Genomic DNA, 18,295 nt, shown 5'->3' with positions numbered 1-18,295 from the left:
ATGCTGAATGTGGGGAAGATCCGACCTGGGGAGGACGGGTGTCGTGCCCTGGTCGTACGGCAGTTGTACGCCGTCGGCTCGCCGTCGGACCCTGGTGCCGAGCCCCGGTTTCAGCCTGCCCGGCGTGCGGTGATCAGCAGGTACTCCCACTCCAGAACCGTCCCGCCCGCGTCCGTTCCCAGGTCGCCGTCGCGGCCGAGGTCCACCAGGGCGCGGTCCAGGGCGGCGACGCGGTCGGGGTCGTCGGCGATGTTCTTGTAGACGGCGATCGTCGGGCCGTAGCGCTCCTTGAAGTAGTCCCGGAACGCCTCGGGTGTCGCGAAGCGGTCGACCCTGGCGGTCCCGCGCTCGGCGTGGACGTCCGTGACCCGGTCGCCGAGGAGTGCGCGCACATGGTTCTCGTCTCCCCAGAGCGGGGGCGGCTGGGCGCCGGGCGGGGGCGGTGGCGCGTACGGCTTCATCGTGGCGAACATCCGGCCGATGAAACCCTGGGGTGTCCAGCTCAGCAGGCCGATGGTGCCGCCCGGCCGGCAGACGCGGACGAGTTCGTCGGCGGCCTGCTGGTGGTGCGGGGCGAACATGACGCCGACGCAGGACAGCACGGTGTCGAACCCCGCGTCGCCGAAGGGCAGGGCCTCGGCGTCGGCCTCCTGCCAGGTGAGGTGCGCGCCCTGCTTCTCGGCCGCGAGGCGGCCCGCCCCGAACAGTTCCGGGGTCAGGTCGGAGGCGATGACGTCCGCGCCGGCCAGGGCGGCCGGGATCGCGGCGTTGCCGCTGCCGGCGCCGACGTCCAGGACGCGGTGGCCGCGGCGTACCCCGCATGCCTCGACCAGGACCGCTCCCAGGCCGGGGATGACCTCGGCGGCCAGGGACGGGTAGTCGCCCTGGGCCCACATCGCCCGGTGCTTGGCCTTCAGGGCCCGGTCCGCGTCGACCGCGCTGTTCTGCGTTGTCATGGCTGCGCTCCTCACCGGTTCCGGGCGTTCGTCGCCTCCCCTTGAGCGTAGGGAGGGGGCGGGGCTGTGTCTCGCCGGAGGGCGAAGGAGGGGGCGGGTGCGTCTCGGCTCGGCGGCCGACGCGGGCCCGCCGGGCCTACTGGGCCGAGGGGGTCGAGCGGGTCGGGGGAGTGGTCGTCGGGTCCTGGGCCGCGGCTCGCTTGATCGCGGCGTCGCGCTTGCGGACGTACCAGATGCCGAACAGGCCCAGACCGCTTCCGGCCAGGCAGGTCCAGATCCACCAGGTATGGCCGTGGTCGTCGAACCAGCCATAGAAGGGGAGCTGCACCAGGAAGAGGAGGAACCACAGAATCGTGCCGCCGATGATGGTGGCGACCACGGGGCCCTCCAGGGGCTCCGGCGCCTCGTGCCTGGGGGTCCACTTCGCCATGGGGACAGCTTACGAGGCGATCAGGTCTACGCGCGGAGATGGTCGTTCGGGGTTTATATGTTCATACTGAAACGGTTTGTGTCTGACCACTTCTCTTCGTAGGAAACACCAAACACATGTCGTCCTCGGCTCCTGCCCAGGTCCCCGCCCCTGAACAGCCGGGAGCCGGGCCCACGTACGGCGCACTCGACCGCTTCTTCCGGATCTCCGAGCGGGGCAGCACCCTGTCCCGCGAGGTCCGGGGTGGTCTCGCCACCTTCTTCGCGATGGCCTACATCATCGTGCTGAACCCGATCATCCTCGGCAGCGCCAAGGACATGTACGGTCACCAGCTCGACAACGGCCAGCTCGTGACCGCGACCGCACTGACCGCCGCGCTCACCACCCTTCTCATGGGTGTCATCGGCAATGTGCCGATCGCGCTCGCCGCCGGGCTGGGTGTGAACTCCGTCGTCGCGCTGCAGCTCGCCCCGCGCATGTCCTGGCCGGACGCGATGGGCATGGTGGTTCTCGCCGGGTTCGTCGTGATGCTGCTGGTCGCCACGGGGCTGCGCGAGCGGGTCATGAACGCCGTCCCCTTCGGGCTGCGCAAGGCCATCTCCATCGGTATCGGCCTGTTCATCATGCTGATCGGGCTGGTCGACGCCGGGTTCGTCTCGCGTATCCCGGATGCCGCGCAGACGACCGTGCCGCTGCAGCTGGGTGGGGACGGTCACCTCAACGGCTGGCCGGTGCTGGTCTTCGTGCTGGGGGTGCTGCTGACGCTCGCGCTGATCGTGCGCAAGGTGTCCGGCGCGATCCTGATCTCGATCGTCGCCATGACGGTGGTGGCGGTGGTGATCGAGGCCGTGGTCGACGTGCCGAGTTGGGGGCTGACCACTCCGAAGTGGCCCGGGAACCCCGTCGCCAGTCCTGACTTCGGGCTGGTCGGACAGGTCAGTCTGTTCGGCGGATTCGAGAAGGTCGGCATGCTCACCGGCGTGCTGTTCGTCTTCACCGTGCTGCTGTCGTGCTTCTTCGACGCGATGGGCACGATCATGGGCGTCTCCGACGAGGCCAAGCTGACGGACGCGCAGGGGCAGATGCCCGGCATCAACAAGGTGCTGCTGGTGGACGGCTTCGCGGTCGCCGCCGGTGGTGCCAGCTCCTCCTCGGCCACGACCGCCTTCGTCGAGTCCACCGCCGGGGTCGGCGAGGGTGCCCGTACCGGCCTCGCGAACGTCGTCACCGGCGGGCTCTTCGCCCTCGCCCTGTTCCTGACGCCGGTCGCCACGATGGTGCCGTCCCAGGCCGCCACCCCGGCCCTGGTCGCGGTCGGCTTCCTGATCCTGTCCGGCTCGGTCAAGGAGATCGACTGGGCGGACTACACGATCGCCGTCCCGGCCTTCGTGACGATGCTGATGATGCCGTTCACGTACTCGATCACCAACGGCATCGGCATGGGCTTCATCACCTTCGTGGTGCTGCGCCTGGCGGCCGGCCGGGGCCGGGAGGTTCCGACCGCGATGTACGCGGTGGCGGCGGTGTTCGGGTTCTACTACCTGATGCCCGCGCTGGGGCTCACGTGAGCCGGGGCGGGATCGTCAGGTGAGCCGGGGCAGGGTTCTCGGGTGACTCCGTAGAACCTTTCCGTCTCCTCGACGGCGGTCTGGAACCGTTCGTCGAAGTCATCTCGAATGAGCGTCCGGACGACATAGTCCTGGACGCTCATTCCCCTTTTCGCGGCATGGTGCCGGAGCCGGTCGAGCAGGTCGTGGTCTATTCGCAGGCTGAGCACGCTGGTCCCCATGGGCATGAGGGTCGCGGCAACCTTCGGTGCAGTGGGTCGCGTTCCGCCGTCGCGTCACCCATATGAGTGATGTCACGGGTAAGTGGCCAGGGTCACGGGCATTTCTGCGTGTCCCCGGTGTTCTTTAGCGAGAGTAATGAGTTACGCTAAAGAACATGCCGGACCTCAGCCATGGCGACGACGTAGCCGCCGTGAACTCCCTCCGATCCGCCGTGATGCGGCTGTCCCGTCGCCTCAAGCACCAGCGTGTCGACGAGTCGCTCAGCCCCACCGAGATGTCGGTGCTCGGCACCCTGTCCCTCTGCGGCAGGGCCACACCGGGCGAGCTCGCCCGCAAGGAACACGTCCAGCCGCCGTCGATGACCCGCATCGTGGCGCTGCTGGAGGCGAAGGGGCTGGTCCGTCTGGAGCCGCACCCCGAGGACCGGCGCCAGAAGGTCGTGACGCGCACCGAGCAGGCGGAAACGATGCTCGAGGAGAGCCGCCGCAAGCGGAACGCTTTCCTGGCCACGCTGGTCGAGGACCTGGACGAGGACGAGTGGGCGAAACTCCGCGCCGCCGCCCCCGTGCTGGAGAAGCTCGCGCACCTGTAAGTCACAGCAAGGAGGCGAACCCTTTTGAGTACGGGACCCGGAGCAGCTTCCGTCCCCGCACCTGATCCCCACGACTCCCCGCCCACCCCCGACACCGCCGCCTCCGACGCCCGGTCCGCCCGCAGGTCCTCGATGTTCTCCTCCCTGAAGGTGAGGAACTACCGCCTGTTCTTCCTGGGACAGGTCGTCTCCAACATCGGCACCTGGATGCAGCGCATCGCCCAGGACTGGCTGGTCCTCAGCCTCACCGGTTCCTCCGCGGCCGTCGGTATAACGACCGCGCTGCAGTTCCTGCCGATGCTGCTCTTCGGCCTCTACGGCGGTGTCCTCGTCGACCGGCTGCGCAAGCGGCCCACCCTGCTCGTCACCCAGTCGTCGATGGGCCTCACCGCCCTCGCCCTCGCCGTCCTCACCCTCACGGGCCAGGTCCAGGTGTGGCACGTGTATGTCGCCGCCTTCGCGATGGGTCTGGCCACGGTCGTCGACAACCCGGCCCGGCAGTCCTTCGTCTCCGAACTGGTCGGGCCCGGACAGCTGCAGAACGCGGTCAGTCTGAACTCCGCCAACTTCCAGTCCGCCCGGCTGGTCGGCCCCGCTGTCGCGGGTCTGCTGATCACCGGCGTCGGCACCGGCTACGCCTTCCTCTTCAACGGCCTGTCCTTCGTCGCTCCGCTCACGGGCCTGCTGCTGATGCGCGCCCGCGAGCTGCACGCCGTGGAGCGCGCCCCGCGCGGCAAGGGGCAGTTGAGAGAGGGCGTCCGCTATGTCACCGGCCGCCCGGAACTGATCTGGCCGATCGTCCTGGTCGGGTTCGTCGGCACCTTCGCCTTCAACTTCCCCGTCTACCTCTCGGCCTTCGCGGACGACGTGTTCCACGCGGGCGCCGGCGCCTACAGCATGTTCAACACGCTGATGGCGGTCGGCTCGGTCGCGGGCGCGCTGCTCGCCGCGCGTCGCGGTACGGCCCGGCTGCGGCTGCTGATCGCGGCGGCCCTGGTCTTCGGAGCGCTGGAGATCGTGGCGGCGACGACGCCGACGCTGTGGCTGTTCGCGTTGCTCATGGTTCCGCTGGGCCTGTTCGGGATGACGGTCAACGTCACGACGAACACCAGCATCCAGATGTCCACCGACCCGGCCATGCGCGGCCGTGTCATGGCCCTCTACATGATGGTCTTCCTCGGTGGGTCCCCGGTCGGCGCCCCGATCGTCGGCTGGATCACCGACACGTACGGCGCTCGGGTGGGCCTCGCGGCGGGCGGTGCGGTGGCGGCGGTGGCGGCGGCCGTGATCGGCCTGATCCTGGCCCGTGTCGGCAATCTGCGGCTGTCGGTGGGCTGGCACCACGGACACCCACAGGTGCGTTTCGTACCCCGGGAGCAGCAGGAGGCGCTGGCTCCGGCGGCGTAGGACGGCGTAGTCCCGGCTTCAGTTTCGGCTTCAGTCCGGCTTCAGCCCCGGGGGAACTCGCCGGTCTTCAGGACGAGCCCGACCACCGTTCCGGTCAGGTCGATCTCGTCCTCGAAGTCCAGGCTCAGCTCGCCCCGGTACTCGCCGTCCTTCGGCTGGGTGTGCAGGTGCCAGCGGCCGGTGTACGGATCCATCTTGATTGCGGGCAGGGTGCTCGGTCCTTCAGGGCCGGGGTGAATGCCCGTTCCCGCGGAGCGGGGCAGGGAAGCCGAATCGCCGTCAGGGCGATTCGGTGTTGTTGTCCAGATGCTGGGGGCCGGCACCGGGCGGGTGGTGGTGACGGCGTTGGAGGTCCTGGGGTTGGTTGCTGGTGCCGGCCGGGTGTGGTCACTCGTGCGGGTGAGTGTGATCGATGGTGTGCGCGGCTGGGGAACGTGCGGTCTAGGTTCGCGGCGTGGCACGGTTTCGGATGTACCCGACGAGCGAGCAGGAGCAGCAGATGCTGCTGCACTGCGCGCACGCCAGGTATGTCTGGAACCTTGCCGTGGAGCAGCACGCGCACTGGCGGCGGGACAAGGCGCACCATCGGCCCGACGGCAAGCGCACCGGAGCTCCCTCGTTCGCGGAGCAGTGCCGTCAGCTCACCGAGGCCCGGGCTGCCAGTGAGTGGCTGCGCGCCGGGAACCAGACCGTCCAGACGCAGGCACTGAAGGATTTCACCAGGGCCAAGGCCGCGCGTTTCACGTCCGGGTTCGGTGAACCGACCTGGCGCAGGAAGTTCGGGCACGAGGGCTTCCGTGTCATCGGCGACGATCGTGTACCCGAGTACGAGCCGGACGGTCGGCCGCTCATCAATTCCAAGACTGGCAAGCAGGTCATGGGCCGCGCCGTCGCCGTGCAACAGCTCAACCGGCGGTGGGCGCAGGTGAAGGTGCCGGGATGTGGATGGGTCCGCTTCCGCCTCAGTGTCAAAGGCAAAGGCGCCAGGCTTCCCGCGGCGAAGACGTTCCGCGTCACCTACCGCAACGGTCAGTGGCACATCGCCTTCGCTGTCATCCCCGACCCGATCGACAAGCCGGGCACGGGCGAGGCCATCGGCATCGACCGGGGTGTGACCATCACCGCCGCCCTCTCCGACGGGCGGACGCTGAACTGCCCGCAGCTCACCACCCGCGAGCGCGCCCAGATCCGCAAGCACCAGCGCCGCGCCGCCCGTGCCCCCAAGGGCAGCGAGCGCAAGACGGCCGCGTACGCGAAGGTGGCCAGACTCAAGGCCAGGGAGGCGAACCGGCGTAAGGACTGGTGCGAGAAGACCTCGACCATGCTCGCCCGCTCCTATGACCTGGTGCGGTTCGAGAAGCTGAACATCAAGACGATGACCGCCAAGGCCAAGGCGAAGCCCGACCCAGGCCAGCCCGGCCAGTACCTCAAGAACGGCCGGGCGGCCAAGGCCGGGCTGAACCCGGGGCATCCTCGCCCAGGGGTGGGGCCTGCTGCGCCAGCGCACCGGGCACAAAGCACCCGGACGCGTCGAAGACGTCCCCGCCCCCTACACGTCCCTGCGGGGCAGTGCCTGCGGATGGATCGACAAGAACTCGCGCAAGAGCCAAGCCGAGTTCGTCTGCTCCTCCTGCGGCTTCACCTGCAACGCGGACACCAACGCCAGTATCAACGTCGCGGCAGGACAGGGCGGGATCCCCCGTCCCCGGCAGTCAGCCGGTGCCGGAGGGGTGACAACGGCCACAAGCCGTTCGAGCGCCCGTGAACTTCAACCCACATGGGTTGGAATCCCCCTCTTTTAAGAGGGGGAGGATGTCAAGATCAGGTACACCGGCACGCCGGCCGTGGCGTAGGCGTCCTTCTTGAGGCCGTAGTCATTGGCGGCGGTCTTCCTGGAGATGATCTCGGCGACGAACTCGACGTCCTGGTAGCGCCACAGGCCCTTCGCGTTCTTCGCCGCGCCCTCCGCCATCACGGTGATGTCGGAGGCGAAGCCGTTGAGATGACCCGGGTAGTCGACACGGACGTCGGACTTCACGCGCTTGCGCGGATACTTGGTGCGCAGCTGGTCGTAGACGTCCGCGATGATGTCCCAGTGGGTGTCCCGCTGAGGCGCCGTGAAGATGTTCCCCCCGACGATCTCGACCTTGTAGCCCTCGGGGACCGGCATCGTCTCCACCCACTCGAACATCGTGTCGAGGGTGAGTTCACCGCTGCTGTCGGCCATCTCGATCCTGTCTGCAAGGACGGTCATCGTGGCGCTCCTCCCCGGCCGCACCCGGGGATGGAGCCGGCCGCGCGGTACAACGATACGCACGGTGACCCGGACACGCCCGGGTCCGGCGACCGCCTAAACCCTCCGGGCCAGCAGCTGGCCGGGCCAGTCGTTCTCGCCGACCGTGAAGGCCTCGGTGCGGGTGAAGCCGTTCGCCTCGTAGTAGCGGACGAGCTTGCCGTCGTCGCCGGCGTAGCAGTCCACCCGGAGGAGACCCACCCCGGCCCGGCGGGTCTCCTCGGCGGCGTGGGTGAGGAGCGCGCTGCCCAGGCCGTGGCCCTTGAAGCGGCGGTCGGAGGCCAGCCAGTGGATGTACCGCTCGGGTTCGCCGGGCGGTGAGAGGTGGGACAGGTAGGCGCCGGGCGAGCCGGTGAGGGTGAGGGTGGCGGCCGGGACGCCGTCGGCCTCGGCCAGGAACACGCTGCCCTCGCCCATGTACCGGCCGACCGACTCCACCGTCGTCGGGCTCTGAGACAGGGGCTTCGTCCCCACTGGCCCGTGCGACCCTGCGCGACCAGCCACTCCACACAGCTGTCGAGCATCCCGAGTATCGCGGGAATGTCGTCGGGACCGCCTTCTCTGATGGTGATCTCCATGGCCTCATGGTGCCAGGCTGGGCCCCATGAGAGTCTTCGCCGCTGTACTGCCCCCCGACGAGGTGACCCGTGAACTCGGCACCGTCGTGGACGAGTTGCGGAAGCTGCCCGGAGCGGACGGGATGCGCTGGACCGGCCGCCCCGGCTGGCACTTCACGCTCGCCTTCTACGGAGAGGTCGACGACGGCCTCGTGCCGGAGCTGTCGGCCCGGCTGGAGCGGGTCGCCCGCCGCACCGACGCCTTTCCGCTGGCCGTGCGGGGCGGCGGTCAGTTCGGGCACGGGCGGGCGCTGTGGGCCGGGGCCGAGGGTGATCTGGCGACCTTGCGGCTGCTGGCCGACCGGGCCGAGGCGGCGGCGCGGAAGGCGGGGGTGCCGATGGGCGAGCACCGGCGGTACAAGGCCCATCTGACGATCGCGAGGAACCGGGAGGCGAGGGACGTGCGCGCCTACCTGGACGCCCTGGCCGGGTTCACGGGCCGGACCTGGACGGTGGGCGAGCTGGCGCTGGTGCGGAGCAATCTGCCGGCGTCGGGGGTTCCGGGTGAGCAGCCCCGGTATGAGGCGGTCGGTCGGTGGGCGCTCGGGGGTGCCGGTTAGGCTCGGTGCCGTGGACCCGAAAACCCGTAACCGGATCATGGCCGGTGTGCTCGTGCTGATGTTTCTCGTTGTCGCCCTGGCTTCCGCGCTGGGGAGGTAGCGCACGCCGGGGGAACCGCGGCCGCCTTCCGGCCGCGGGCCGGCGGGGGCTGGTCGCGCCCACGCGGCGGAGCCGCATGTCGATACCAGCCCCGCGTTCCTTCAGGGCACTACCAGGCGAAGGCCTCCGGGCTCGGGCCCGGGCCCGGGAAGATCTCGTCGAGGCCCGTCAGGAGCTCCTCGGACAGCTCCAGGTCGGCCGCTCGCAGGGCGGACTCCAGCTGTCCCGCCGTGCGCGGGCCGACGATCGGGCCGGTCACACCCGGGCGGGTGAGCAGCCAGGCCAGGGCGGCCTCGCCGGGCTCGATGCCGTGCTTGTCGAGCAGGTCCTCGTAGGCCTGGATCTGCGCGCGGGAGGCGGGGTCGGCGAGTGCGTCGGCCGCGCGGCCGGAGGCACGGCGGCCGCCCTCGACCTCCTTCTTGAGTACGCCGCCCAGCAGACCGCCGTGCAGCGGCGACCACGGGATGACGCCGAGGCCGTAGTCCCGCGCGGCCGGGACGACCTCCATCTCGGCACGTCGCTCGGCGAGGTTGTAGAGGCACTGCTCGCTGACCAGCCCGATGGTCCCGCCGCGCCGGGCGGCGATCTCGTTGGCCTGGGCGATCTTGTAGCCGGGGAAGTTCGACGACCCGACGTAGAGGATCTTGCCCTGCTGGACCAGGACGTCGATCGCCTGCCAGATCTCCTCGAAGGGGGTGTCCCGGTCGATGTGGTGGAACTGGTAGACGTCGATGTAGTCGGTCTGGAGCCGCTTGAGGCTGGCGTCCACGGCCCGCCGGATGTTGACGGCGGAGAGCTTGTCGTGGTTGGGCCAGGCCGGGCCGTCGGCGCCCATGTTGCCGTACACCTTGGTGGCGAGGACGACCTTGTCGCGCCGTCCCTCGCCCTTGGCGAACCAGTTGCCGATGATGCTCTCGGTACGGCCCTTGTTCTCGGCCCAGCCGTACACGTTGGCGGTGTCGAAGAAGTTGATGCCCGCGTCCAGCGCCGCGTCCATGATGGCGTGGCTGTCGGCCTCGTCGGTCTGCGGTCCGAAGTTCATGGTGCCGAGGACGAGCCGGCTGACCTTGAGTCCCGTGCGTCCGAGCTGCGTGTACTTCATGGACTGCACGCTAGTCGCGTGGAGTGCGCTCCAGGCAAGGGAGCCGATGAAGGTCGCCCCGGTGGAGGGGGCCGGGTCACCTGGCCGCTCGACTGGCGGTCCCGACTGACTGAGCCCTGAAGGCCGACTCCAGGCCGTCAATTGCTCGACATACGGCTCCTGGAGCGTCCCCGTCGTCGCTCAGCGCGGGTAGATGGTGTGCCACCGGCTCGCCGACCAGTCCTCCACGACCTGAATCTTCTCGACGGCCTGCGTCACCAGGCCCTGGCTCCCATGCCCGTACGTCCGGTCCCCGGAGCCCGTGTTGCCTTCCGTCGGCGCCACGCGGTCCTGGAGCAGTGCTTCGAGGTCTCCGGGCGGCCGCTCGCCGAGAGCGCGGACTCCGGAGCTCGTACGGCTCTGCTGAGCAAGTCCCGCGTCTACCGGGAGACCCATGCCGAGTTGCGTCGCCTCGACCAGGGGATGACCGGTGACAAACCGCCCGAACGAACAAAGCTGGAAAAGACGCTGGACAAACTCCACGACTGGCCGACGAGCAGACGCCTGGCGCGCACCGATCGGCTTCCCGCGCACGTCTCCGTGGTCGACGCCGCCCTCGCGCTGGGGCCCCGGGACAACTGGTGGGACAACGGGGTCCGAGGCGCGCGCTTCGCCCTGATGCCCGGGCTGCCCGCCGCGATCCTCGGCGCCTGGTCCGACTCCGTCCGGGGCGAGGCCTGGCAGGACACGCTGATGGACCTGTTCGGTCTGCCCGGAACGGTGTTGCGCGTCCTGTGGTGGGTGTCCACCTGGGTGGGAGCGGGTTTCCTCCTCGGGGCGCTGTGGCGTGTCCTGCCCGGGCGGCGCGGGGCGGTCAAGGCGCTCCCGGTCGCCTTCGCCTTCGCACTCCCGGTGGCGTTGGACGCGCTGAGCGGCTGGTTCGTGCAGGAGGGCACCGCCAATCTCGCGCTGTACGCGACGACGATGCTCTTCGTCCTCACCGTCACCGGCATCGCGCTCGACCTCGACACCTTCCGCACGGAACGCCGCTACTGGCAGAGCCGCCTGGGGCTTCTCCTGTCGGTCTACCAGATGCGCTACTACTCCCTGCAGGTCGCCTATCTCATCGGTCAGGTCATCGCCGTGATCACGATCTGGAAGTTCTTCGCCGAGCCCTCGGCGACACCACCGGCCAGTGACAAGTGACGCACGCCCTTCGTCCCGGTGGCGCTGTCGCCGTTCTCCGGATGGGCAGCGGCTTCATCGTGGCGCTCCTCCCCGGCCGCCCATGGACGTGGACACCGCGCAGTGCAACATACGCACGGTGACCACAACCCAGGGAAGCACGCGTATGCCAGAACAGCCCGACATCCGGCACCTCGTTCAGTTCCTCCACCGCACCCTCCCCGACACCCTCCTCGGCGTCTACCTGCACGGCTCCGCCACCCTCGGCGGCCTGCGCTCGCGCAGTGACATCGACGTCCTGGCCGTCGTACGGGAGTCCGTGACGCAGGCCCAGCGGCGGGAACTGGTCGAGGAGTTGCTCAGGGTGTCCGGTGTGGGCGGGCGGCGGTACGTCGAGCTGATCGTCGTCGTGCTGGACGACGTACGGCCCTGGCGCTACCCGCCCACCTGCGACTTCCTCTACGGCGACTGGCTGCGGGAGGAGTACGAGCGCGGGATGGTCCCGAGCCCGGAGCCCAGTCCCGATCTGGCGCCGCTGCTCACCATGGTGCTGCGCGCCGACGCCCCGCTCCACGGGCCGCCGCCCGCCGAGCTGATCGATCCTGTCCCGCACGCCGACCTCAGGCGGGCCATCGTCGCCGGTGTGCCGGAGCTGATGGACGAGCTGGACTCCGACACCCGCAACGTGCTGCTCACCCTCGCCCGGATCTGGACCACCCTCGCCACCGGGGCCATCCGCTCCAAGGACGCGGCGGCACAGTGGGCGCTCGACCGGATTCCAGCCGAGCACAGGCCCGTCCTCGCCCGTGCCCGGGCCGTCTACCTCGGGGAGGAGGACGAGCGCTGGGACGATCTGGCGCCCCGGGCCTGCGCGGAGTTCCTGGTCCGGGAGATCACCGGGAGTTACGCGTCGTAGGGCTTGCCCAGGTCCCACGCCTGGTACATCGCCTCCGCGAAGGCCGCCGCGATCTTGTGCTCGCCGCTCGCGCCCGGGTGCGTGCCGTCGTAGGTGTCGGTGTCCACGTCGTACGACGGTGGGGTCGAGGCCAGGAGGATGGGGGAGCCGGGCTCGTCGAGGTCCGCGGCCGCCTTCGCCAGCAGTTCGTTGAAGCGGGTGACCTCGGTGGCGAACGCCGTGTCCGTCCGGGCCCGTACGTTCGGGGTCACCGGCAGCCACACCATCCGCACCCGCCGGTTCGCCGCCCGTGCCTCGGCCGTGAAGGCCCGGACGTTCTCGGCGGTCTGCTCGGCGTTCGTGTAGAAGCCCAGGTCGATGAGGCCGAGCGAGACCAGGAGAATGTCAGCCCGGTGCCTCCGCACCGCCTCGCCGATCAGCGGGGCCATGTGCTGCCAGCCCTCGCCCCAGCCGGCCAGATGGGCGCGCGGGAAGTCCGGTTCGGCGTAGGCGCACGACGTCGGGGCCTCGTCGAGCTTGTCGTAGAGCGTCTCGCGCGGGCCGACGAGGGTGAAGGGGCCGTCGTAGGAACGGCACAGGTGCTGCCAGATCCGGTAGCGCCACGTGTGTTCGCCCGTGCTCCCGATCGTCATGGAGTCACCTACGGGCATGAACCTGAGCATCCGCTCATCATGGAGGATCAAGCCGGGGCCGAGCCGCCGGGTGGGGTGTGAGTCGGGCCACGCGGCGTTCCCGGCCACCGGCGGTGATCCGTCACGCCCGCTGAACCGCCCGGTGAACCGCGGAGCGGGATGGCAGGCTTGGGGCATGCGCAGACCGACCGTCTTCCTCGCCGCGGCTCTCCTCGTGGGCGCCTTCGCCGTGCCCGCCTCCGCCGCCGACGGTGACGAGGAGTTCACCATCAAGGATCCGCGCATCACCGAGTCCAGCGGCCTGGCGGCCTCCCGGCAGCACCCCGGGATCTACTGGACGCACAACGACAGCGACGACGGGGCGTATCTCTACGCCGTCGACAGCGCGACGGGCGAGACGGTCGCCACGGTCACCATGGCCGGGGTGGGCAGCCCGCGTGATGTCGAGGCCATCTCCATCGGGCCCGACAACCAGATCTACGTCGGCGACATCGGCGACAACCTCGGCGGCAGCTGGCCGTACGTGTGGATCTACCGGCTGCCCGAGCCGAAGAACCTGCGCGACCAGACCGTCCGGGCCACGCAGTACGTCGTGAAGTACTCCGACGGCGCGCGGGACGCCGAGTCGCTGGTCGTGCACCCGAAGACCGGCCGCGTCTACATCGTCGACAAGAACGAGAAGGGCGGGCATCTGTACGAGGGTCCGGCCGAGCTCTCTCCCACCGGGAGCAACGTCTTCCGGCCCGTCGCGGCCGTCCCCGACCTGGAGGCGACCGACGCCACGCTCTCCCCGGATGCCGAACACCTCGTCGTACGCAGCTATTTCGGGGCGATCGCGTACGACTGGAACGGCGGGAAGATCAAGAAGAGGGAGCGGCTCGGCGTGCCGTTCCTCGGGCAGGGGGAGTCCGTCACCTACACCGCCGACGGGAAGAAGCTCATGTACGGCGCCGAGGGGGCCGACAGTCCCGTGGAGCCGCAGGACGCTCCCGGGGCCGGTGGGTCCGGCTCGGCCTCCGGCAGCGGCGGTTCGGCCGCTTCGGACGGTGGCGGCGGGGGCGGGCTGGGCGGCGACCTCAAGACCGGTGCCATCGCCGTCGCCGTGGGCGGTGCCGTGCTGTTCGCGCTGCGGGGGCTGAGGCGACGGCGACGGTAGGGGAGCCCGGCAGACCCTAGGGGGCCGACCGGGCGCGCCGCTCCACCAGGACCTCGAGCCCGTCCAGGATCCGCTGCAGCCCGAACTCGAAGTGGTCGAAGTCGGACCCGAAGCTGTCCTCGGAGAGCGAGGCCATCACCGGGTAGCGGCCGGAAGCCATGGCCTTCTCCAGGACGGGCACCTGCGCCTGCCAGAACTCGGCGTCCGTCAGGCCCGTCCGGTGTTCCGCCTCCCGCTCGTACAGCTGCGTGCGCGCGGCTCCGACGACGTACCCGTCGATCATGATGACCGCGGAGACCAGCTCGGGGTCGGTCAGCCCCATCGGGCGGATCCGGGTGAGGATCTTCTCCATGCCGTCGACGGCGCTCGGGCCGAGAACCGGGCGGGCGTTGTTGACGTGGATCAGCCAGGGGTGGCGGCGGTAGAGGGCGAGGGTCGTGCGGCCCACAGCCTCCAGGGCGGCGCGCCAGCCGCCGTCGCCGAGGTCGGACGGGTTGTCGGAGCGGCGCTGCACCCGGTCCAGCATGAGGTCGAGCAGCTCGCCCTTGCCCGGGACGTACCGGTACAGCGACATGGTGCCGGTGCCGAGTTCGGCGGCGACGCGGCGCATGGACAGCCCGTCCAGTCCCTCGGCGTCCGCCACCTGGACGGCGGCTTCCACGATCCGGTCCAGGGTCAGGGTCGGCTTGGGGCCCCGGCTGGGGCGGTGGCCGGTGTCCCACAGCAGTTCGAGGGTGCGGGCGATATCGCCGCTGCCGCTGGTCTCCGTACTGCCCGCACCACTCGTACCGCTCGTCATGGGCCCAGCTTAGAGGTCCGTACAAAAACTGGGTACGTTGTACGCGTAATCGGGTACGCTGTACTCAGTTCAGAGGCGGCACGACTGGTACGGGAGGGGTGGCATGGACGGATACGCGGTACGGGCCGAGGCGCTGGAGAAGCGGTACGGCGAGAAACGCGCCCTCGACGGCTTCGACCTGGCCGTGCGCGAGGGCACGGTGCACGGCCTGCTCGGGCCGAACGGGGCGGGCAAGACCACCGCCGTGCGCATCCTGTCCACGCTGATCCGGCTGGACGGGGGCAGCGCCACGGTCGCCGGTCTCGACGTGGCCCGGCAGCCGCGCGAGGTCCGGGCCCGGATCGGGCTCACCGGGCAGTACGCGGCGGTGGACGAGGTGCTCACCGGCCGGCAGAACCTGGAGATGTTCGGCCGCCTGTTCCATCTGGGCGGCAAGCGGGCCCGGGTCCGGGCCGGTGAACTGCTGGAGCAGTTCGACCTGGCCGACGCCGCCGACAAGGGCGTGGGCAAGTACAGCGGCGGCATGCGGCGCCGCCTCGATCTCGCCGCGTCGATGATCCTCGCGCCGGCGGTCCTCTTCCTCGACGAGCCGACGACGGGCCTGGACCCCCGCAGCCGGGGCGAGGTCTGGGAGTCCGTACGGGCGCTGGTGGCGGGTGGCACGACGGTGCTGCTGACCACGCAGTACCTGGAGGAGGCCGACAAGCTGGCCTCGCACATCACCGTCATCGACCAGGGGCGGTCCATCGCCGACGACACCCCGGACGGGCTGAAGAACCTGGTCGGCGGCGACCGGATCGAGGTCGTGGTCGCCGAGCGGGCCGAGATCCCGCGGGTGGTGAAGGTGGTCGCCCGGGTCACGGACGGCGAACCCGAGGCGGACGAGACCGAGTTGCGGGTGCACGCCCCGGTCGCCGACCGGGTCGGGGCGCTCACCGAGGTGGCGCGGACCCTGCAGGACGAGGGCGTCCGCGTCGAGGACATCGGGCTGCGCAGGCCGAGCCTCGACGACGTGTTCCTGCGCCTGACCGGACACCGGACCGAGAAGGAGGCCGCGGCGTGAGCGCCATCGACCTGAGTACGCCGAGCGCCCGGAGCGGTACGTACTGGCTGCTCGCCGACTGCTGGAACATCGTCCGCCGCGGCCTGACCCACTACCAGCGTCAGCCCGTCAACATCGCCTGGCAGCTGGGCTTCCCGATCCTGTCCGTGCTGCTCTACGGCTATGTCTTCGGCAGCGCCATGAAGGTGCCGGGCGGCGGCGACTACCAGGACTTCCTGATGCCGGGCATGTTCGCGATGACCATGGCGTTCGGCTTCATCAACACGGCGACCGTCGTGGTCTACGACTCCACCAAGGGCGTCATCGACCGCTTCCGCTCCATGCCGATGTCGTCCTCGGCGGTGGTGGCCGGGCGCGGCGTCACCGATCTGATCGTCGCCTGCGCCGAGTTGGCGATCATGATGCTCACGGCGCTCGCCATGGGCTGGCGGCCGGACGGGGGCCTGGGCTTCCTGGGCGCGTTCGGGCTGCTGCTCTGGCTGCGCTTCTCGCTGATCTGGATCGGTGTGTGGCTCGGCCTGATCGTGCCCAACCCGGAGGCTGCGGGCGGCCTCTTCGCGGTCGCCTTCCCGCTGACGATGATCTCCAGCATCTTCGTCGCGCCGCAGCTGATGCCCGACTGGCTGGGCTGGGTGGCGGTCTGGAACCCGATCTCCTCCACGGCGGCGGCGACCCGCGAGCTGTTCGGCACGCCGGTCGGCGGTGACACCTGGGTCGAGCAGCACGCGCTGCTGATGGCCGGGGTGTGGCCGGTGATCCTGACGGCGATCTTCCTGCCGCTGGCGGTCCGGCGGTTCAAGAAGCTCAGCCGGTAGTGGTGCGGCGGCGGTTCGAGAAGCTCAGCCGGTAGTGGTGCGGCGGCGGTTCGAGAAGCTCAGCCGGTAGTGGTGCGGCGGCGGTTCGAGAAGCTCAGCCGGTAGGGGGCGGCGGCGGTTCGAGTAGCTCAGCGGTAGTGGTGCGGCGGCGGTTCGACAAGCTCGGGCCGCAGGCGCGGGCGACGCGCACCTCCCGAGGTCTTGACGTGTTCATGGTGCGTCAGTTTCCTGGGAGGTGCGCGGCATGATGGGAGCGCTCCCATTCGATTCCGGGGCCGCGCCTCCCCCTCCCAGAGGAACCCGAGAGGAAGCAGCCACATGTTCCGCACTCTGCGCAGAGCGCTGTGTGTTGCCGCGGCGCTCCTGTTACCGCTGGCCGGCACAGAGTCGGCCCAGGCCGGCGACGTCGATACGAAGGCCGCGGGCGCCGGCTACTGGCACACCAGCGGCCGCCAGATCCTGGACGCGGCCGGAGCGCCCGTCCGGATCGCCGGTGTCAACTGGTTCGGCTTCGAGACGGCCAACCACGTCGTCCACGGCCTGTGGGCCCGCGACTACAAGAGCATGATCGATCAGATGAGGTCGCTGGGCTACAACACCATCCGGATGCCCTACAGCGACGACATCCTCAAGTCGGGCACCATGCCCGACAGCGTCAATCACGACGGCAAGAACACCGACCTGCGGGGCCTGACCTCGCTGCAGGTCCTGGACAAGATCGTGGCGTACGCCGGACAGGCCGGACTCAAGATCGTCCTCGACCGGCACCGCCCGGACGCGGCCGGCCAGTCGGCCCTCTGGTACACGGCGTCGGTCCCCGAGTCGACCTGGATCGCCAATCTCAAGGCGCTCGCCACGCGCTACAAGGGCAACTCCACCGTCGTCGGCATCGACCTGCACAACGAGCCCCACGACCCGGCCTGCTGGGGCTGCGGCGACACCTCCCGCGACTGGCGCCTGGCCGCCCAGCGCGCGGGCAACGCCGTGCTGTCGGTCAACCCCGAGCTGCTGATCATGGTCGAGGGCGTGCAGTCGTACAACGGCACGAACGGCTGGTGGGGCGGCAACCTCATGGGCGTGGCCCAGTACCCGGTCCAGCTGGACGTGCCGAACCGGCTGGTGTACTCGGCCCACGACTACGCCACGTCGGTGGCCCAGCAGCCCTGGTTCGGCGACCCGTCCTTCCCCGCGAACATGCCGGGGATCTGGGACAAGTACTGGGGCTACATCTTCAAGCAGAACATCGCCCCGGTGTGGCTCGGCGAGTTCGGTACGACGCTCCAGTCGACGGTGGACCAGCGGTGGCTGTCCGCGCTGGTGACGTATCTGCGGTCGACATCGGGCTCCGGCGCCGACAGCTTCCACTGGACGTTCTGGTCCTGGAACCCCAACTCGGGCGACACGGGCGGCATCCTGAAGGACGACTGGCAGACCGTGGACACCGCGAAGGACGGATACCTCAAGGCGATCAAGGCGCCGGGCTTCGCGGGAGGCGGTTCCGGGCCGGACCCCGGCGGGCCCGGTGAACCCGGCGGCGGGGCCGCCTGCACCGCCGCCTACACGGTGAGCAGCGACTGGGGCGGCGGCTTCAACGCCGAGGTGAAGGTGACCAACACGGGCACCGCGCCGCTGACCTCGTGGAAGGTCGCCTGGACGTGGAGCGGCGCGCAGAAGGTCACCAGCATGTGGAACGCGTCGTACACGCAGAGCGGGGCGGGTGTGACGGCGGTGAACGCCGCGCACAACGGGAGCGTGCCGGTGGGAGGTTCGGCAAGCCTCGGTCTGGGCGGAGCGCCCGGGGGCGGAGCGGTGCCGAGTGTGAGCTGTACGGCGACCTGACGGTGGTGCGGCAGGGGCGCCCGGTGCTCGCCGGGCGCCCTCTCCTGGCCGACGGCCCGGTGGC

General features: G+C 69.9%; 17 protein-coding genes and 3 pseudogenes. 12 read left to right on the top strand and 8 right to left on the bottom strand.

Features of this window, described 5'->3' with window-relative positions; translation table 11 throughout:
- Positions 1–110: 110 nt before the first annotated feature.
- On the bottom strand, positions 111–956 hold the full coding sequence (locus ACQEV8_RS19490) for a class I SAM-dependent methyltransferase (RefSeq protein ID WP_432961904.1): 846 nt from the start codon (positions 954–956) through the stop codon (positions 111–113).
- Positions 957–1,092: 136 nt separating this feature from the next.
- Positions 1,093–1,386 carry a DUF2530 domain-containing protein gene (locus ACQEV8_RS19485; RefSeq protein ID WP_432961902.1) on the bottom strand — a complete coding sequence of 98 codons (294 nt, stop codon included), beginning with the start codon at positions 1,384–1,386 and terminating at the stop codon, positions 1,093–1,095.
- A 116-nt stretch (positions 1,387–1,502) separates the two neighbouring features.
- On the opposite strand from ACQEV8_RS19485, the gene ACQEV8_RS19480 reads away from it, so the two are divergent.
- The 3 genes from ACQEV8_RS19480 to ACQEV8_RS19470 all read left to right on the top strand — a co-directional run bounded on the left by ACQEV8_RS19480 (position 1,503) and on the right by ACQEV8_RS19470 (position 5,175).
- Complete coding sequence (locus ACQEV8_RS19480) at positions 1,503–2,954, top strand: NCS2 family permease (protein ID WP_432961900.1); 1,452 nt, start codon at positions 1,503–1,505, stop codon at positions 2,952–2,954.
- 376 nt (positions 2,955–3,330) lie between these two features.
- Complete coding sequence (locus tag ACQEV8_RS19475; protein ID WP_215120700.1) at positions 3,331–3,768, top strand: MarR family winged helix-turn-helix transcriptional regulator; 438 nt, start codon at positions 3,331–3,333, stop codon at positions 3,766–3,768.
- A gap of 24 nt (positions 3,769–3,792) precedes the next feature.
- Complete coding sequence (locus tag ACQEV8_RS19470; RefSeq protein WP_432961898.1) at positions 3,793–5,175, top strand: MFS transporter; 1,383 nt, start codon at positions 3,793–3,795, stop codon at positions 5,173–5,175.
- 41 nt (positions 5,176–5,216) lie between these two features.
- Here ACQEV8_RS19470 and ACQEV8_RS19465 read toward each other — a convergent pair whose 3' ends face one another.
- Complete coding sequence (locus tag ACQEV8_RS19465) at positions 5,217–5,369, bottom strand: hypothetical protein (RefSeq protein ID WP_432961896.1); 153 nt, start codon at positions 5,367–5,369, stop codon at positions 5,217–5,219.
- A gap of 275 nt (positions 5,370–5,644) precedes the next feature.
- Between ACQEV8_RS19465 and ACQEV8_RS19460 the strand changes: the two are divergent.
- Both ACQEV8_RS19460 and ACQEV8_RS19455 read left to right on the top strand, forming a co-directional pair.
- Positions 5,645–6,508: pseudogene (locus ACQEV8_RS19460) on the top strand (RNA-guided endonuclease InsQ/TnpB family protein); the annotation flags it as partial.
- A 136-nt stretch (positions 6,509–6,644) separates the two neighbouring features.
- Complete coding sequence (locus ACQEV8_RS19455) at positions 6,645–6,977, top strand: zinc ribbon domain-containing protein (RefSeq protein WP_432972821.1); 333 nt, start codon at positions 6,645–6,647, stop codon at positions 6,975–6,977.
- Between the two features lie 14 nt (positions 6,978–6,991).
- Here the strand turns inward: ACQEV8_RS19455 and ACQEV8_RS19450 are convergent.
- Both ACQEV8_RS19450 and ACQEV8_RS19445 read right to left on the bottom strand, forming a co-directional pair.
- Positions 6,992–7,429, bottom strand: a pseudogene (locus tag ACQEV8_RS19450) (Uma2 family endonuclease); the annotation flags it as partial.
- Between the two features lie 96 nt (positions 7,430–7,525).
- Positions 7,526–8,046: pseudogene (locus tag ACQEV8_RS19445) on the bottom strand (GNAT family N-acetyltransferase).
- A 26-nt stretch (positions 8,047–8,072) separates the two neighbouring features.
- On the opposite strand from ACQEV8_RS19445, the gene thpR reads away from it, so the two are divergent.
- Positions 8,073–8,645, top strand: a complete 573-nt coding sequence (gene thpR, locus ACQEV8_RS19440; RefSeq protein ID WP_432961894.1) for an RNA 2',3'-cyclic phosphodiesterase — start codon at positions 8,073–8,075, stop codon at positions 8,643–8,645.
- Between the two features lie 209 nt (positions 8,646–8,854).
- Here the strand turns inward: thpR and ACQEV8_RS19435 are convergent, their stop codons facing one another.
- Positions 8,855–9,847: an aldo/keto reductase gene (locus ACQEV8_RS19435; protein ID WP_432961892.1), complete on the bottom strand. Its 993-nt coding sequence runs from the start codon at positions 9,845–9,847 to the stop codon at positions 8,855–8,857.
- A 273-nt stretch (positions 9,848–10,120) separates the two neighbouring features.
- Here ACQEV8_RS19435 and ACQEV8_RS19430 point away from each other — a divergent pair, with 273 nt between their 5' ends.
- Positions 10,121–11,032, top strand: a complete 912-nt coding sequence (locus ACQEV8_RS19430) for a DUF6185 family protein (RefSeq protein ID WP_432961890.1) — start codon at positions 10,121–10,123, stop codon at positions 11,030–11,032.
- A gap of 145 nt (positions 11,033–11,177) precedes the next feature.
- Positions 11,178–11,927 carry an aminoglycoside adenylyltransferase family protein gene (locus ACQEV8_RS19425; protein ID WP_432961889.1) on the top strand — a complete coding sequence of 250 codons (750 nt, stop codon included), beginning with the start codon at positions 11,178–11,180 and terminating at the stop codon, positions 11,925–11,927.
- Here ACQEV8_RS19425 and ACQEV8_RS19420 read toward each other — a convergent pair.
- Entirely contained in the window at positions 11,915–12,589 is a 675-nt protein-coding gene (locus ACQEV8_RS19420; RefSeq protein ID WP_432961887.1) for an SGNH/GDSL hydrolase family protein, read from the bottom strand. The two genes, ACQEV8_RS19425 and ACQEV8_RS19420, sit on opposite strands and share 13 nt — an antisense overlap.
- Positions 12,590–12,734: 145 nt before the next feature.
- Between ACQEV8_RS19420 and ACQEV8_RS19415 the strand changes: the two genes are divergently transcribed.
- Entirely contained in the window at positions 12,735–13,715 is a 981-nt protein-coding gene (locus ACQEV8_RS19415) for a WD40 repeat domain-containing protein (protein ID WP_432961885.1), read from the top strand.
- A gap of 16 nt (positions 13,716–13,731) precedes the next feature.
- Here the strand turns inward: ACQEV8_RS19415 and ACQEV8_RS19410 are convergent, their stop codons facing one another.
- Entirely contained in the window at positions 13,732–14,514 is a 783-nt protein-coding gene (locus ACQEV8_RS19410; protein WP_432961883.1) for a TetR/AcrR family transcriptional regulator, read from the bottom strand.
- Positions 14,515–14,617: 103 nt separating this feature from the next.
- Between ACQEV8_RS19410 and ACQEV8_RS19405 the strand changes: the two genes are divergently transcribed.
- The 3 genes from ACQEV8_RS19405 (at position 14,618) to ACQEV8_RS19395 (ending at position 18,231) form a co-directional block, all read left to right on the top strand.
- Entirely contained in the window at positions 14,618–15,577 is a 960-nt protein-coding gene (locus ACQEV8_RS19405; RefSeq protein WP_432961881.1) for an ATP-binding cassette domain-containing protein, read from the top strand.
- Positions 15,574–16,392, top strand: a complete 819-nt coding sequence (locus tag ACQEV8_RS19400; protein ID WP_432961879.1) for an ABC transporter permease — start codon at positions 15,574–15,576, stop codon at positions 16,390–16,392. Before ACQEV8_RS19405 ends, ACQEV8_RS19400 begins: the two co-directional genes overlap by 4 nt.
- A 318-nt stretch (positions 16,393–16,710) precedes the next feature.
- Positions 16,711–18,231, top strand: a complete 1,521-nt coding sequence (locus ACQEV8_RS19395) for a cellulase family glycosylhydrolase (protein WP_432961877.1) — start codon at positions 16,711–16,713, stop codon at positions 18,229–18,231.
- Positions 18,232–18,295: the final 64 nt, after the last annotated feature.

It is taken from the genome of Streptomyces sp. CA-179760 (assembly GCF_050937045.1).
GTDB lineage: Bacteria > Actinomycetota > Actinomycetes > Streptomycetales > Streptomycetaceae > Streptomyces.
Note: the sequence above shows the minus strand (reverse complement) of the source record. Positions and strands in the feature narration are given on the sequence as shown.

Bases quoted from the DNA above. Each gene is read 5' to 3' on its own strand.
- ACQEV8_RS19490 (WP_432961904.1), bottom strand. From the start codon at position 956: ATGACAACGCAGAACAGCGCGGTCGACGCGGACCGGGCCCTGAAGGCC.
- ACQEV8_RS19485 (WP_432961902.1), bottom strand. From the start codon at position 1,386: ATGGCGAAGTGGACCCCCAGGCACGAGGCGCCGGAGCCCCTGGAGGGC.
- ACQEV8_RS19480 (WP_432961900.1), top strand. From the start codon at position 1,503: ATGTCGTCCTCGGCTCCTGCCCAGGTCCCCGCCCCTGAACAGCCGGGA.
- ACQEV8_RS19475 (WP_215120700.1), top strand. From the start codon at position 3,331: ATGCCGGACCTCAGCCATGGCGACGACGTAGCCGCCGTGAACTCCCTC.
- ACQEV8_RS19465 (WP_432961896.1), bottom strand. From the start codon at position 5,369: ATGGATCCGTACACCGGCCGCTGGCACCTGCACACCCAGCCGAAGGAC.
- thpR (WP_432961894.1), top strand. From the start codon at position 8,073: ATGAGAGTCTTCGCCGCTGTACTGCCCCCCGACGAGGTGACCCGTGAA.
- ACQEV8_RS19435 (WP_432961892.1), bottom strand. From the start codon at position 9,847: ATGAAGTACACGCAGCTCGGACGCACGGGACTCAAGGTCAGCCGGCTC.
- ACQEV8_RS19430 (WP_432961890.1), top strand. From the start codon at position 10,121: ATGCCCGTACGTCCGGTCCCCGGAGCCCGTGTTGCCTTCCGTCGGCGC.
- ACQEV8_RS19425 (WP_432961889.1), top strand. From the start codon at position 11,178: ATGCCAGAACAGCCCGACATCCGGCACCTCGTTCAGTTCCTCCACCGC.
- ACQEV8_RS19420 (WP_432961887.1), bottom strand. From the start codon at position 12,589: ATGCTCAGGTTCATGCCCGTAGGTGACTCCATGACGATCGGGAGCACG.
- ACQEV8_RS19415 (WP_432961885.1), top strand. From the start codon at position 12,735: ATGCGCAGACCGACCGTCTTCCTCGCCGCGGCTCTCCTCGTGGGCGCC.
- ACQEV8_RS19410 (WP_432961883.1), bottom strand. From the start codon at position 14,514: ATGACGAGCGGTACGAGTGGTGCGGGCAGTACGGAGACCAGCGGCAGC.
- ACQEV8_RS19405 (WP_432961881.1), top strand. From the start codon at position 14,618: ATGGACGGATACGCGGTACGGGCCGAGGCGCTGGAGAAGCGGTACGGC.
- ACQEV8_RS19395 (WP_432961877.1), top strand. From the start codon at position 16,711: ATGTTCCGCACTCTGCGCAGAGCGCTGTGTGTTGCCGCGGCGCTCCTG.